This window comes from Bifidobacterium avesanii, assembly GCF_009299475.1.
Lineage (GTDB): Bacteria > Actinomycetota > Actinomycetes > Actinomycetales > Bifidobacteriaceae > Bifidobacterium > Bifidobacterium avesanii.
In genome coordinates, this window is the sequence record NZ_WBSN01000001.1 from 298,867 (window position 1) to 314,095 (window position 15,229).

Below are 15,229 nucleotides of genomic sequence, written 5' to 3' on the forward strand. Positions count from 1 at the left end.
TACATCCGGGCCGGTTGCGGAGGAAGTTGCCGCCGCGGAACCCGGTGCGGCCCCCGCAGGAGCGGATGTGGACGCTGCCGAGACAGATGCTGCCGGAACAGGAGTCGCCGGAGCGGACGCCACGGCGGGTGCGGCAGTCGCCGTCTGTGCCGTCTCGGATTCCGCGTCCTCGTCCACTTCCTCGGTGGCTTCAAGCAGGGCCTGACGCACGTCCAAGGCGATGGATTCGGTGGCCTGCGCCAGCATGGAGATGTCCGGTCCGTGGGCGGCGATGAAGCGGGACACGGTGACGAGCACGTTGCCCTTGGTGCCCTTGAACACGGTCTTGAGGTCCTTGGCCTCGGCGCCCTGCCAGCCGTAGCCCGGGGACAGGATCGGGCCGGTGAACTTGGCCGGGTCCACGCCGGAGTCCTTGACCCACTGGCCGATGGTCGCGCCGATGATGAGGCCGACCGAGCCCATGCCGTCGACGCCCTCGTTGTGCTTCTGCGCAGTGCTGGCGATGCCGTAGGCGACGGTCTTGCCCTTGTAGTCGCCGCTCTGGCGTATGGCGGTCTGCAGGCTCGCGCCCTCCTCGTTGGAGGTCAGGGACGCGATGAACACGCCGCGGCCGTTGTCCAGCGCCTCGTCGATCAGCCCGGACAGGGAGCGGGCGCCGTAGTACGGCAGCAGCGTGATGGCGTCCGCCAACAGCGGGGCGCCCGGTTTGAAGTAGGCGTCGGCGATGGCGGAGATGGTGGTGGACAGTCCGCCGTGCAGACAATCCACGATGGTGATGATGCCCATCTGGCGGGCGGCGTAGAGTACCCGCTCGAGCGCCGCGAAGCCCTTGGCCCCGTAGCGCTCGAACATGGGCGCCTGGAATTTGACCGCCGCGGCGCGTCCGTGGGCGGCCTGGAGCATGCGCATGGCGAAGAGCTCGGCGCCCTCCGCGTCCACGTTGTAGCCCCAATCGGTGAGGATCTTGCGATGCGGATCAATGCCGACGCACAGCGGACCGTATTTGTCCATGCACGTCCTGAGTCTCAGGCCGAAGTCCGACCTCATCGCATTCTGTTCTGCCCCACCGGTTGCGTTCATCAGAATTCACGGCTTTCTAGCTCGAAGAGCTGCTTGGAATGTTCCTGAATGCTCATGATCTGATAGTCATTATTGCGCACGGCCTCGATAGCCAGCAGCACGGCGGAGAACTCGGTCATCGTCGTGAACTGCGGCAGGTCGGCCGCGATGGCGGCGGCGCGGATGGAGTAGCCGTCCGAGCGGGAGCCGCGCGAGTTCGGCGTGTTGAGGATCATGTCGATCTTGCCGTCCTCGATGAGCTCCACCACGTTCTTGCCGACGGAGCCGCGGGCGTGCTGGATCTGCACCGGGGCCTCCGGGTCGGAGTCCACGCGCGTGCTGATCTTGTCCACGATCTTCGACTCGATGCCGTAGCGGCTCAGCACGGAGGCGGTGCCCTCGGTCGCCCAGATCGTGAAGCCGAGCTCCACGAGACGCACGGCCATGAGCGGCAGCTGCTTCTTGTCCGCGTCGTTCACCGAGATGAACACGTTGCCCTTGGTCGGCAGGCCGCCGTCGTACGCGGCGAGCTGGCTCTTGGCGAACGCGTGCGGGAAGTCGCGGTCGAAGCCCATGACCTCGCCGGTCGAACGCATCTCGGGTCCGAGCAGGATGTCCACGGTCTTGCCGACCGGGGTGCGGAAGCGCTTGAACGGCAGCACGGACTCCTTGACGGCCACCTGCTGGCCGGGGCGGATGATGCCGCCGTCGCCCTTGGGCAGGAGCAGGCCGTTGGCGCGCTGGTCGGCAATGGTCTCCCCCGCCATGATGCGCGCGGCGGCCTTGGCCAGTGGCACGCCCGTCGCCTTGGAGGCGAACGGCACGGTGCGGGAGGCGCGCGGGTTGGCCTCGATCACGTACAGCGTGTTGGCCATGAAGGCATACTGCACGTTGATCAGGCCCTTGACGCCGCAGCCCTTGGCGATGGCGTAGGTGCCCTCGCGCAGGCGGCGGATCTGGTCGTCGGACAGCGTGCACGGGGGCAGGGTGCAGGCCGCGTCGCCCGAGTGGACGCCGGCCTCCTCGATGTGCTCCATGATGCCGCCGATGTACAGCTCCTCGCCGTCGAACAGGGCGTCCACGTCGATCTCGATGGCGTCCTGCAGGAACTTGTCGATGAGCAGCGGGCTGGGGAGCCTGCCGGAGACGACCGTGTCGGCCTTGGCCTCGTCGAGCGCGCGGTTCACGTACTTGGTGAGCTGGGCGTCGTCGTACACGATCTCCATGCCGCGGCCGCCGAGCACGTAGCTCGGGCGCACGAGCACCGGGTAGCCGATGTTGTGCGCGGCCTGGCGGGCCTCCTCGAGGCTCAGGGCGGTGCCGTAGCGCGGCGCGTTCATGTGCTCGCGGGACAGCACCTCGCCGAACAGCTCGCGGTTCTCCGCAAGGTCGATGGACTCCGGGGTGGTGCCGAGGATCGGCACGCCGGCGGCCTTGAGGCGCGCGGCGAGCGACAGCGGGGTCTGGCCGCCGAGCTGCACGATCACGCCCTTGACCGGGCCCATCTTCTTCTCCGCCTCGTAGATCTCGAGCACGTCCTCGAAGGTGAGCGGCTCGAAGTACAGGCGGTCGGACATGTCGTAGTCGGTGGACACGGTCTCGGGGTTGCAGTTGACCATGATCGTGTCGTAGTCCTTGCCGAGCTCCTGCACCGCGTGCACGCAGGTGTAGTCGAACTCGATGCCCTGGCCGATGCGGTTCGGGCCGGAGCCGAGGATGATCACGGCCTCGCGCTCGCGCGGGCGCAGCTCGGACTCGTCGGCGTAGCAGCTGTAGTAGTACGGCGTGACCGCGTCGAACTCGGCGGCGCAGGTGTCCACGGTCTTGTAGACCGGGCGCAGGCCGTAGCTCCAGCGCAGCTCGCGCACGGTGTTCTCGCCCTCGTCGCCGAGGTGGCGCAGGTGGGCGATCTGCAGGTCGGACAAGCCGGCGAGCTTCGCCTTCTTGAGCAGGCGCGGCGTGAGGGTTTCGGCGGCCTTGACCTCGAGCGCGGTGTCGTTGATCTGGCGCAGCTGCTCGATGAACCACGGGTCGATCTTGGTGGCGTCGAAGATCTGCTGCGGCGTGGCCCCGCCCCACATCGCGCGCTGGATCTGCAGGTAGCGGTGCTCGGTGGGGATGTGGATGGCCTTGAGCAGCTCGTCCACCTCGGCCTGGTCGGGCTTCTCGCCGTCCCAGCTGAACGCCATGTGGCGCTTGTCGATGGAGCGCATGGCCTTGCCGAGGGACTCCTGGAAGTTGCCGCCGAGGGCCATGGCCTCGCCGACGGACTTCATGGAGGTGGTCAGGGTCGGGTCGGCGCCCGGGAACTTCTCGAACGCGAAGCGCGGCACCTTGGTGACCACGTAGTCGATGGTCGGCTCGAAGGAGGCCGGCGTGGACTGGGTGATGTCGTTGCGGATCTCGTCGAGCGTGTAGCCGAGGGCCAGCTTGGTGGCGATCTTGGCGATCGGGAAGCCGGTGGCCTTGGACGCGAGGGCGGACGAGCGGGAGACGCGCGGGTTCATCTCGATGACGATGATGCGGCCGGTCTGCGGATGCACGGCGAACTGGATGTTGCAGCCGCCGGTGTCCACGCCCACGCCGCGGATGATGGCGATGCCGATGTCGCGCAGCTTCTGGTACTCGCGGTCCGTGAGGGTGAAGCACGGGGCGACGGTGATGGAGTCACCGGTGTGCACGCCGACCGGGTCCACGTTCTCGATCGGGCAGACGACCACGACGTTGTCGTTGCGGTCGCGCATGAGCTCGAGCTCGAATTCCTTCCAGCCCTCGATGCCCTCCTCGATCAGGACCTCGTCGGTGGGCGAGTAGTGGATGCCGGCGCCGGCGATGCGGTGCAGTTCCTCCTCGTCGTGCGCGATGCCGGAGCCGAGGCCGCCCATGGTGAAGCTCGGGCGGACGACCAGCGGGAAGCCGAAGCGCTCGGCGATGCGGTCCACCTCCTCGATGGAGTGCGCGATGTCGGAGCGCGCGGACTCGGCGCCGGCCTGGTCCACGACCTTCTTGAACAGCTCGCGGTCCTCGCCGCGGTCGATCGCGTCGAGGGAGGCGCCGATGAGCTCGACGCCGTACTTCTTGAGGATGCCGGCCTCGCCGAGGGCCATGGCGGCGTTGAGGGCCGTCTGGCCGCCCAGAGTGGGCAGCAGAGCGTCGGGGCGCTCCTTGGCGATGATCTTCTCGAGGATCGGGGTGGCGATCGGCTCGATGTAGGTGGCGTCGGCCATCTCCGGGTCGGTCATGATGGTGGCCGGGTTGGAGTTCACGAGGATGACGCGGATGCCCTCCTCGCGCAGCACGCGGCAGGCCTGCGTGCCGGAATAGTCGAACTCGGCGGCCTGTCCGATGACGATCGGGCCGGAGCCGATGACCATCACGGACTTGATGTCGGTGCGCTTGGGCATGTCACTTACCTTCCTTGGAGCTCTTCATCAGGTCGACGAAACGGTCGAACAGGTACGCGGCGTCGTGCGGTCCGGCGGCGGCCTCCGGGTGGTACTGCACGGAGAACGCGGGGATGTCGAGGCACTGCAGGCCTTCGACCACGTCATCGTTGAGATCGACGTGGCTCACGCGCACCCTGCCGTACTTGCCGTTTTCGTACGGGGCGGCGACCGGCTCGCCCTTGGGGGCGTCGACCGCGAAGCCGTGGTTGTGCGCGGTAACCTCCACCTTGCCGGTGGTCAGGTCCATGACCGGCTGGTTGATGCCGCGGTGGCCGAACTTGAGCTTGTACGTGCCGAAGCCGAGCGCGCGGCCGAGGATCTGGTTGCCGAAGCAGATGCCGAAGAACGGGTGGCCGGCGTCGAGCACCTGGCGCAGCAGGGCGACGATCGCGTCGGCCTCGCCCGGGTCGCCCGGGCCGTTGGAGAAGAACACGCCGTCGGGGTTGAGGGCCTCGATCTGCTCGAAGGTGGTGGTGGACGGCAGCACGTGCACGCGGCAGCCGCGCTCGGCCATGCGGTGGGGGGTCATGCCCTTGATGCCGAGGTCGATGGCGGCGACGGTGAACAGGGGCTTCTTGCCTTCGAAGTCGCCGCACGGCTCGACCGTGTACGCCTCCTTGGTGGAGACCTCGTCGTACAGGCTCAGGCCCTGCATCTGCGGGGTGGCCTTAACCACGTCGAGCAGCTCGTCCACGGACTTCACGCCGCCCTTGCCGTCGGAGAGCTCGTCCCCGGAGAAGACGCCCGCGCGCATCACGCCGGCGGAGCGCAGGTGGCGGACCAGCTTGCGCGTGTCGATGCGGCTGATGCCGACGATGCCCTCGCGCTTCAGGTCGTCGTCCAGGCTGCCGTCGGCGCGCCAGTTGCTCACGACCGGGCTGGGCTCGCGCACCACGTAGCCGGCGACCCAGATCCGCTTCGATTCGGGATCCTCATGGTTGACGCCGGTGTCGCCGATGTGCGGGAAGGTCTGCACCACGATCTGGCGGTCGTAGCTCGGATCGGTCAACGTTTCCTGGTAGCCGGTCATGCCGGTTGCGAACACGATCTCTCCAGTGGTCTTTCCCAGCGCGCCGTAGGGCTCGCCGACGTAGACCTGACCGTCCTCGAGGACGAGGACGGCGTCTTCCGGGGAAAAGCTCAGGTTCACCACAACCCCCTTGTATTCAGGATATTTTCAATTACCATAATCGCCGGCGCGGACGCTCAGGCGGTTTGGGTTTCGGCGGAATCGGCGGCCTCGGAGGGCTCCTGCGCGGTCTCGCCGTCGGATTCGCCGGATTCGGCGGAATCGGAGGAATCGGAGGATTCACCGGCTTCGGCGGCCTTCGCGGCTTCGGCCTCCTCCTCGGCCCTGCGCGCCTCGCGCAGCGGCTTCTCCTCGGAGCACACCGCGGACAGCAGGCCGTGGATGAAGCTCGGCGAATCGGCGTCGGACAGCGACTTCGCCAGCGTGAGCGCCTCGTCGATGGCCACCATGTCCGGCACATCGTCGTTGAACAGGATCTCCCACACGCCGATGCGCAGGATGTTGCGGTCCACGACGGCCATGCGGCTGACCTTCCAGCTGGTGGACCTGAGATTGAGCACGCCGTCGATGTCACGGCGGTGTTCGGCCACGCCTCGCACGATCTCGATGGCGTAGTCGGGCAACGGGGTCTGAGCGCCGGGGTGCGCGATGCGTTCATCAAGAAGGGACAGGATGTCCTGTCCCTTCTCGTCCGCTTCGTACAACGTATTCAGCGCCCTTTTGCGAGCGGTGGAACGTGCCATGTGAAGCCTTGTCTCCTTGGGTCCGGTCGACGGATCAGTTCTCGCGGCCGATGTAGGAGCCGTCGCGGGTGTCGACCTTGACCTTGTCGCCCTCGTTGATGAACAGCGGGACCTGGATCTCGGCGCCGGTCTCGACGGTGGCGGGCTTGGTGCCGGCGGTGGAGCGGCTGCCCTGCAGGCCGGGCTCGGTGTGGGTGACCTCGAGCACGACGGAGGCCGGCAGTTCGACGTTCAGCGGGTTGCCGTCGTGGAAGGAGACGATGCAGTCGGTGCCCTCGAGCAGGAACTTGGCCTGGTCGCCGATGAGCTCCTTGGGGATGTAGGTCTGGTCGTAGGTCTCCATGTCCATGAACACGAAGTTGTCGCCGTCCTCGTAGGAGTACTGGAGGTTGCGGTTGTCCACGGTCTCGAACTGCACCTTCATGCCGGCGTTGAAGGTCTTGTCCACGATCTTGCCGCTCAGGACGTCCTTGATGGTGGTGCGGACGAAGGCCGGGCCCTTGCCGGGCTTGACGTGCTGGAACTTGATGACGGTCCACAGCTTGCCGTCCAGGTTGAGAACGGAACCATTCTTGATGTCGTTGGTAGTCTGTGCCACGTTATTCACCTATTTTCAAACTAGCCTGTGGGGAAACCCCGGAAAAATTGCCTTGGCTATTATGCCACACCGTGCATACAGCGCAAGGCGGCCCGTCCGCGGGCCTTGAAGCCGCGGACGGGCCGTGCGTTTACAGTGGCCGAGGAAAAAACGCCCTGCGTCAGAGCAACCCGCCGGCGTTGACCTCGGGGGTCACGGACGGGCGGCGCACGAGCACGCGGCCGGCGCGCACGTTGGCGAGCACCGGGGCGTGGCGGTTGAGCGCCGCGTAGAAGTCGGGCGCGTCCAGCAGGATGCAGTTGCCGGGCTTGCCCACCTCGATGCCGTAGCGGTCCGTGATGTGCATGGCCTTCGCCCCGTTGTAGGTGATCAGGCGGAAGGCGTTCTGGATCTGGCCGTAGCCCATCATGTGCTCGATGTACACGCCCATCATCGCCACGTCGAGCATGTTGCCGTCGCCGAGCGGGTTCCACGGGTCGCGCACGTCGTCCTCGCCGAGGGCCACGTTGATGCCGTTGGCCACGAGCTCGTGGATGCGCGTGACGCCGCGGCGCTTGGGGTACGTGTCGAAGCGGCCGCCCAGATGCACGTTGACCAGCGGGTTCGACACGAAGTTGATGCCGCTCATCTTGAGCAGCCGCATGAGCTTGTACGCGTAGGCGTCGTTGTACGAGCCCATGGCCGTGGTGTGGCTGGCGGTGACGCGGTCGCCCATGCCCTTTTCGAGCGCGAGGGTGGCGAGCACCTCGAGGTTGCGCGACTGCGGGTCGTCGATCTCGTCGCAGTGCACGTCCACGAGCCTGCCGTACTTCTCGGCGAGGTCCATGAGGAAGTGCACGGACTCGACGCCGTACTGGCGGGTGAACTCGAAGTGCGGGATGCCGCCGACCACGTCCGCGCCGTCTTTGACGGCCTGCTCCATGAGCTCCTTGCCGTGCGGGAAGGACAGGATGCCGTCCTGCGGGAAGGCGACCACCTGCAGGTCCACCACGTCCTTCAATTCGTCGCGCAGTTCGATCAGCGCATGCAGGCCCGTCAGCGTGGGGTCGGTGACGTCCGCGTGCGTGCGGATGCACTGGATGCCCTGCTCCACCTGGCGGCGGATGGTCTTGCGGGCGCGCTCCTTGACGTCCTCGATGGTGAGGGACTGCTTGCGTTCGGCCCAGATGCGGATGCCGTCGAACAGCGTGCCGGTCTCGTTCCATTCGGGCTCGCCGGCGGTGCCGGTCGAGTCGAGGTGGATGTGCGGGTCCACGAACGGGGGCAGCAGCACGCGGCCGCCGCCTCCGATCGTCTCCTCCCCCGGCTTGGCCTTGAGCGTTCCGACGGGCTCGATGGCGGCGAATTTGCCGTCCTCGATGCGCACGTCCTTCAGGACGCCGGCATTGTCCACATTGACGTTGCTGATGAGCATGGCGCTTCCTTTCGTTATTTCCGTCGCCCGTCAGTCCTTGGCGGGCTCGCCGTGGACCGCGCGCATGAGCGCCCAGTAGACGGCCGCGATGATGATCATGTTCGGGAACGTGGCGCCCACGGTAGCCGTCAGGAACGGCACCTTGCCGAGGGCCACGTAGAGGACCACGCCGAGCAGCCAGCAGCCGAGCGCGATCCAGTTGATGCCGGAGGCGTACCAGAAGCGGCCGCCCTCGGCCGTGAGGTCCCTGCGCGAGTAGTCGGCGTGGTTGCGCAGGAAGAAGTCGGTGAGCATGATGGCCGTCACCGGGCCGAGTGCGCAGCCGATGTAGTCGAGGAACAGGGTGAACGAGTCGAGGAAGCTGCCGATGATCAGCGGGATGAAGGTCACGAGGCAGGCGGCGAGCGTGACGATCCACAGGGCCGGGGTGAGCCTGAGCTTCGTGGCGATGTTGGTCAGCGACGAGCCGGCGGCCATGAGGTTCACGGCGTTGGCGGTCATGGAGGTGAGGATCACCACGATGAGGGCCACGGCGCCGAGGCCCAGCTTGCTGGCGATGGTGGACGGGTCGGAGTTGTTCGGATCGTAGGTGCCGGAGGTGATGGCGATGCTGATCGTGGCGACGAGGCCCACGAGCGCGAACCAGAAGACGCCGATGAACGCGCCCACGAACGGGATGACGTGCGAGCCGGCGGGCTTCTTGGCGAAGCGGGTGAAGTCGGCGGCGCAGGTGACCCAGCCGAGGTTGAAGGCGGCGAGCTTGTCCACGGCCACGCCGGAGGCCATGGCCTGGTCGGTCGGCGGGGTCCACGAGACGATCTCGGAGAAGGAGACCTGCTGGAAGACGGCGATGGTCTCCCAGATGGCGAACACGAAGACGAGCACCACGCCCACGCGCTCGATGATGCGCACCGAGTTCGCGCCGGTGGAGACGGACAGCAGATGGAGCACGCTCATGACGATGATGCCCACGACGATGCCCTTCTCGCCGCCGGGCTCGCCCCACACGGGCCAGCCGAGCAGCTCGTTGAGCAGGATGCTCACCGAGGTGGCGGCGATGAACGTGTTCACGGCGGTCCAGCCGATGTACATGACCATGTTCATCACGCTGGGCACCCAGCTGCCGCGGATGCCGAAGGACGCGCGGGCGGCGCCCATGGTGGTGGCGCCCACCTTGTAGCCGATGTAGCCGATGCCCGCCAGCGTGAGGTAGGCGATGACGGACGACCAGGTGAGGTGGCCGATCGCGCCGCCGAAGCCGCAGGCCGCGATCACGCCGCCGATGAACCACGTGCCGTTGTTCGCGTTCGCCGCGACCCACGTGGCGAACATGTCCCAGTTGGATGACTTGCGCTCGGAGGGTTCGATGATCTCCAGCGCGAACTTGTCGTTGGTGGACATACTGCGTCCTTTTTCTTGTGTTCCGTTGTCTCTTGTCTCTTGGCTTGCGCCGGCTCCGATCGTACCGCCCGAGATCGCGCGCCCGCGTGAACGGCGTCCGCCGTGTCGCGGAGGGCCGGCGCTCCCAGCGAATTCACACGGCCGTCCGAGCGTTTTCCTCGCGCCGGCACAGCCGGCGTTGCGGCGGCGGACGTTCAATGAAGGCGTTTCCCAAGCAAAGGACGGTCACCATGAACGCACAGGCCAACGCCAACATCCGCACCACTCACGCCTCTCAGACCCCTCAGACCTCGCGGACCTCACGGGACCGCAACCGCTCCGCGCGGCGGGCCGCCGGCATCGTCGCCGCGTCGCTGCTCGCCCTCTCGCTCGCGGCGGGCTTCGGCGTCCAGACGGCCGCGCGCCTCGAGGTCTCCCCCGCCTCGTCGTCCACGCAGACGACGACGTTCGACGACGTCGTCAGCGACGGCGTCGAAATCACCGTATGAGGCGCACGTCGCCCGCACGCAAGAACGGGCCGGGATGAACGGTTCGGCATGTCCGACCGTCCGTCCCGGCCCGTTTCCGTTGCCCGTCCGGACGCACGACGGACAGCCCGTCTCTTCCAGAAACCATTCAGAAAACTTCCAGAAGTCGTTGCCGAACCCTTGAGGCGGCATTGCGGCGATTCCGGGCCCGCATTGCGGATCGGGCCGTTCAATGAAGTCATCGACAACGACAGCCGATCACCACACGAAAGGATGGCAGCCATGAACGCCAATTCGACGGCGCGCACCCCGGTGCTCGCCACACGCAAGCTCATCGTCATCGCCATGGCCGTCTCATTGGCCTCGGGGCTCGCCGCCGGAGCGGGGACCATGGCGGTCATGAAGGCGACCGGCACGGCCGGCGACGCCGCCGCATCCAGCGCCATGGGCTCCGCGCCCGGCGGACAGGGCGGCATGGGAGGCGCGGACACCATGTCCTACGACTACGCGGGCACGTATTCCGGCGCGCTCGCGGCGGACGGCTCGGCTGAAACCTCCAGCGGCGAGACCGTCACCGCATCGAACGACGACCAGAATGCGGCGCTCGCGCAGAACGGCGGCACGCTCACCGTCACCGGCGGCACGCTCGCCAAGTCCGGCAACGCCTCCAGCGACGACAACGCCAACTTCTACGGCACAAACTCCATCGCCCTCGCGGTGGGCGACGGCTCCACGCTCGTGCTCGACGGCACCAAGCTCACCGCCTCCGGCTCCGGCTCCAACGGCGTGTTCGCCACGGATTCGGCCACCGCGCTGGTCCGCGGCGCGACCATCGCCACCACGGCGGACAACTCGCGCGGCCTCGACGCCACATACGGCGGCACGATCCTCGCGGGGGACGTCACCGCATCCACGCAGGGCGACCACAGCGCCACCGTGGCCACCGACCGCGGCGGCGGATCGGTGTCGCTCGTCGACTCCACGATCGCCACCGCCGGCTCCGGCTCGCCGCTGCTGTACTCCACCGGCGACGTGCAGGCCTACAACGTGACCGGAACCGCATCCGGCAGCCAGATCGCCGGCATGGAGGGCTATAACACCATCCTCATCAAGGATTCGACGCTGAAGAGCACCAACACCGGCAAAACCGGCTCCGACCCGATCGCCAACGGCGTGATCATCTACCAGTCCACCTCCGGCGACGCGGAGTCCTCCACCGGCGAGCACGCCACGTTCCAGGCGGTGGATTCCACGCTCACGTCCGCGATCGAGTCCGGCTCGATGTTCTACTTCACGAACACCACCGCCGACGTGGTGCTGAGCAACACCACCCTCAACTTCGACACGACGAAGGCGACGCTCATCAACGCGTCGGGCAACGACTCCAACAACTGGGGCTCGACCGGCTCCAACGGCGCGACCGTCACCTTCACCGGCCGAAGCCAGACGCTTGAGGGCGACGTGACGGCGGACACCATCTCCTCGGTGGACCTGTACCTGCTCGAGGGCAGCACGTGGACCGGATCCGCCTCGATCGCCGAGAACGCGTCCGCGGCGTCCGGTTCGACCAGCGAGGCGCCGATCACCGTGAACGTCGACGCCACCTCCACATGGGTGGTGACCGGCGACACGACGGTCTCCGCGCTCAACGTCGCCTCCGGCGGCAGGGTCGTGGACGCCTCCGGGCGCACGGTGACCATCGTGGCCGGCGGCAAGACCGTGGTCAGCGGCACGAGCGGCATCACGGTGACGGTGACCGGCGCATACTCGACGAGCGTCGAGGCCGGCGGCGACACCGAACTCGCAGACGAAACCATCGACCGCTCCGCCTACGACGAGCAGTTTGGCACCAGCACGTCCTGGAGCATGTGACACCGCTCCTTCCCCTACTCATTTTTCCATCCCCGCATCTCGCATTTTCATCGAAAGGAACCATCATGACCGGCAACATCAACCCCAACGGCACCGCCAACCTCGGCAACACCAATCTCGGCGCCGCCAGCAACTCCGGCACCGCCTCCGCCGGCGCGAACCCGACGGCCGGATTCGCCCAGTCCTCGGCCTCGGCGGGCGCGGCGGCGGCCGCGACGACGCCCATCGCGCCCGTTGCGGGCACCGCGGCCGCCGCATCCACCCCGACTGGGCAGCCGGGCGCGCAACCGGGCGTCCAGTCCTCGGCGGGAGCGTTCGGCGCATTCGCCCCGGCCCAAGGCGCTCCCACCGCACCCGTCGCACCTGTCGCGCCCGCGGTCGCGCAGCCGGCTGCCGGCGGGGCCGCCACCGCGAACGGGAAACTGTGGGCCGCCGTCGCCGCGCTCGCGCTGGTCTGCGGCCTCGTCGGCGGCGTGGGAGGCGCGTTCGCAGTCTCCGCGCTGAGCGGATCCGGCTCCTCCGGCACCAGCGACCAGCAGATGCAGATGCCCGGCAACATGGGCGGCGGCCAGTCCAACGGCAACAGCCAGTCGAACGGCGGCGGCATGGGTCAGCCGCCGAGCGGCGGACAGGGCGGTCAGAGCGGCAACTCCGGGAACTCCAGCAACTCGGGTAATTCCGGCAACGGGTCCGCCAACGGCTCGACGAACGGCAATTCCGGAAACTCCGGCAACTCCGGCAACGGCTCCACCGGTTCCGGATCCGGCTCCGGCACGACCGGCAGCACCTCCAACACCGCCGATGCCACCGATTCCGACGCCCTGACCATGTAACCGGCCATCGGGCTGCCGCAATCCCGCTTGGGCGACGAACCCCCGCCGTCCAAGCGGGATTTTCCGTCGCCGGGCGCGGCGTCCATGCGCCTTCGGCCAAGGGCGCATGGCACGGCTTGACTTCAAGTGCTCGAAGTCACTAAGACTTGCGAAAGGACATCAGAGCTCGAGGGAAGGACCATCCGTGACCGAGACCACCGAACAGGCCGAAGTGCGTCAGCAACTGCTCACCGGCGAGCGCGCCGCGTTCTTCGCGCACGACACCACGTTCGTCGAAACCACGTTCGCCGACGGCGAATCGCCGCTCAAGCACGCAAGGAACATCACCGTGCTGACCAGTTCGTTCCAGTGGAAATACCCGCTGTGGTACTGCGAGAACGTGACCGTGCGCGACTCGACGTGGTTCGAGATGGCCCGCGCCGGCGTGTGGTACACGAACCACATGCTCGTGGAGGACTCCACGATCGAGGCGCCCAAGAACTTCCGCCGCTGCCGCGACCTGACCCTGCGCAACGTCGACCTCACGCACGCCGAGGAGACGCTGTGGTCCTGCACCGGCGCCGCGCTGGAGAACGTGGTGGCCAAGGGCGACTACTTCGGCATGAACTGCGACAACGTGACCGCGTCGAACTTCCGCCTCGTGGGCAACTACCCGTTCGACGGCGCGCGCAACGTGACCGTGCGCGACTCCCGTCTCATCTCCAAGGACGCGTTCTGGAACTGCGAGAACGTGACCGTGGAGCATTCGTTCATCTCCGGCGAGTATCTGGGTTGGAACTCGAAGCACCTCACGTTCGTGGACTGCACCATCGAAAGCCTGCAGGGCCTGTGCTACGTGGAGGACCTCAGGCTCGTCAACTGCCGTCTGCTCAACACCACGCGCGCCTTCGAGTACTCGACCGTGGACGCCGACGTGCATTCCACGATCGGCAGCGTGGTCAACCCGTCCGGCGGCGTGATCCGCGCCGAGGCGATCGGCGAGCTCACCCTGGACGCCGAGCGCGTCGACCCGTCCGCGACCAGAATCGAGACCACGCGATGAACACCGAGACAACCGGCGAATCCTTCGACTTCGACGCGCCCGTCGACCGCTCCGGCACGCATTCGCTCAAATGGGAGGAGGCCGGAGACGCGCTGCCCATGTGGGTGGCGGACATGGACTTCGCCGCCGCGCCGGCGATCCGCGAGGCCCTGCGGCGCCGGCTCGACAACGGCGTGTTCGGCTATTCGACCGTGCCGGACGAGTGGGCGCGCGCCTACGCGGACTGGTGGGGCTCCCGCCACGGGCTGGACGTGCGCCCGGAGGAGCTGATCTTCACCACCGGCGTGGTGCCGTCCATCTCAAGCATGGTCCGCAAGCTCACCACGCCCGCGGAGAACGTGCTCATCCAGACGCCGGTCTACAACATCTTCTTCAACTCGATCCTCAACAACGGCCGCAACGCGCTTGAGGCCCCGCTCTCCTACACACGCGGCAACGACGAGCGCGGGCGGTACGCGATCGACTGGGCGGACCTCGAGGCGAAGCTCGCCGACCCGCAGACCACGCTCATGATCCTGTGCAACCCGCACAACCCGACGGGCATGATCTGGGATCGGGAGACGCTGGCGCGGCTCGGCTCGCTGTGCGCGGCGCACCATGTGACGGTGATCAGCGACGAGATCCACTGCGACCTGACCGACCCGGGCAGCGCGTATGTGCCGTTCGCGTCGGTGAACGAGGAGTGCCGCGCGATTTCGGCGTCGTGCCTCGCCCCCACCAAGGCGTTCAACATCGCGGGCCTGCACACGGCGGCCGTGCTGGTGCCGGACCCGAACCTGCGGCACAAGGTGTGGCGCGGTCTCAACACCGACGAGGTGGCCGAGCCGAACGCCTTCGCCGTGGACGCGGCGATCGCGGCCTTCGGGCACGGCGGCCCGTGGCTGGACGCGCTGCGGGACTATCTGGCCGGCAACAAGCGCGAGGCCGCCCGCATGGTCGACGTCTACAACGCATCCGCGCCGGCCGATCGTCGCGTGGCGCTGTGCGAGGGGCCGGCCACATACCTCCTGTGGCTCGATTGCTCGGCGTTCACGCGCGCCCGCGGCCATGGCTCGACGTTCGACTCCACGGACGAACTGTGCGCATATCTCAAGTGCGCGCACAAGGTCCTCTTCTCCCCCGGCGCGCAGTTCGGCGGCAACGGACGCGACTTTCTGCGCATCAACGTGGCCTGCCCGCGCGAGCGCATGCGCGAGGGGCTGAACCGGCTGTTCGAGGGACTGCGGGCGTTGTAATCGCTGTAATGCGGGGTCGGGAAACGAATTCGGGAACGGGCTGCGTCATTCAGGGCGGCCCGCTCCCGCTTTTTCCGAAACGCATACGC

At 67.3% G+C, this 15,229-nt stretch carries 11 protein-coding genes and 1 pseudogene; 5 read left to right on the forward strand and 7 right to left on the reverse strand.

The annotated features are described in order from the left end of the window. Positions 1 to 165 precede the first annotated feature (165 nt). The 7 genes and pseudogenes from pyrF to DSM100685_RS01395 form a co-directional block, all read right to left on the reverse strand. A pseudogene (gene pyrF / locus DSM100685_RS01365) lies at positions 166 to 1,080 on the reverse strand (orotidine-5'-phosphate decarboxylase); the annotation flags it as partial. Continuing rightward, positions 1,080 to 4,463: a carbamoyl-phosphate synthase large subunit gene (gene carB, locus DSM100685_RS01370; protein WP_152349574.1), complete on the reverse strand. Its 3,384-nt coding sequence runs from the start codon at positions 4,461 to 4,463 to the stop codon at positions 1,080 to 1,082. The gene carB and the pseudogene pyrF, both read right to left, overlap by 1 nt. A 1-nt stretch (position 4,464) precedes the next feature. Further along, positions 4,465 to 5,655, reverse strand: coding sequence for a glutamine-hydrolyzing carbamoyl-phosphate synthase small subunit (gene carA / locus DSM100685_RS01375; protein WP_240811868.1), 1,191 nt, complete (start codon positions 5,653 to 5,655; stop codon positions 4,465 to 4,467). A gap of 56 nt (positions 5,656 to 5,711) precedes the next feature. Continuing rightward, entirely contained in the window at positions 5,712 to 6,278 is a 567-nt protein-coding gene (gene nusB / locus DSM100685_RS01380) for a transcription antitermination factor NusB (RefSeq protein WP_152349576.1), read from the reverse strand. 34 nt (positions 6,279 to 6,312) lie between these two features. After that, a complete protein-coding gene (efp, locus tag DSM100685_RS01385) occupies positions 6,313 to 6,876 on the reverse strand; it encodes an elongation factor P (RefSeq protein WP_152349577.1) in 564 nt (187 codons plus the stop codon). A 160-nt stretch (positions 6,877 to 7,036) separates the two neighbouring features. Beyond that, positions 7,037 to 8,290, reverse strand: coding sequence for a cytosine deaminase (gene codA, locus DSM100685_RS01390; RefSeq protein WP_152349578.1), 1,254 nt, complete (start codon positions 8,288 to 8,290; stop codon positions 7,037 to 7,039). Between the two features lie 30 nt (positions 8,291 to 8,320). Continuing rightward, positions 8,321 to 9,691 carry a cytosine permease gene (locus tag DSM100685_RS01395; protein WP_152349579.1) on the reverse strand — a complete coding sequence of 457 codons (1,371 nt, stop codon included), beginning with the start codon at positions 9,689 to 9,691 and terminating at the stop codon, positions 8,321 to 8,323. 230 nt (positions 9,692 to 9,921) lie between these two features. Here DSM100685_RS01395 and DSM100685_RS01400 point away from each other — a divergent pair, with 230 nt between their 5' ends. The 5 genes from DSM100685_RS01400 to DSM100685_RS01420 all read left to right on the forward strand — a co-directional run bounded on the left by DSM100685_RS01400 (position 9,922) and on the right by DSM100685_RS01420 (position 15,140). Next, positions 9,922 to 10,179, forward strand: a complete 258-nt coding sequence (locus DSM100685_RS01400; RefSeq protein ID WP_152349580.1) for a hypothetical protein — start codon at positions 9,922 to 9,924, stop codon at positions 10,177 to 10,179. A gap of 261 nt (positions 10,180 to 10,440) precedes the next feature. Beyond that, positions 10,441 to 12,030, forward strand: a complete 1,590-nt coding sequence (locus tag DSM100685_RS01405) for a beta strand repeat-containing protein (protein WP_152349581.1) — start codon at positions 10,441 to 10,443, stop codon at positions 12,028 to 12,030. Between the two features lie 65 nt (positions 12,031 to 12,095). Continuing rightward, positions 12,096 to 12,863 carry a hypothetical protein gene (locus DSM100685_RS01410; protein WP_152349582.1) on the forward strand — a complete coding sequence of 256 codons (768 nt, stop codon included), beginning with the start codon at positions 12,096 to 12,098 and terminating at the stop codon, positions 12,861 to 12,863. A 184-nt stretch (positions 12,864 to 13,047) separates the two neighbouring features. Next, positions 13,048 to 13,905, forward strand: a complete 858-nt coding sequence (locus tag DSM100685_RS01415) for a DUF3737 family protein (RefSeq protein WP_240811869.1) — start codon at positions 13,048 to 13,050, stop codon at positions 13,903 to 13,905. Beyond that, positions 13,902 to 15,140, forward strand: coding sequence for a MalY/PatB family protein (locus DSM100685_RS01420; protein WP_152349584.1), 1,239 nt, complete (start codon positions 13,902 to 13,904; stop codon positions 15,138 to 15,140). Before DSM100685_RS01415 ends, DSM100685_RS01420 begins: the two co-directional genes overlap by 4 nt. The last annotated feature ends 89 nt before the right edge of the window (positions 15,141 to 15,229 follow it).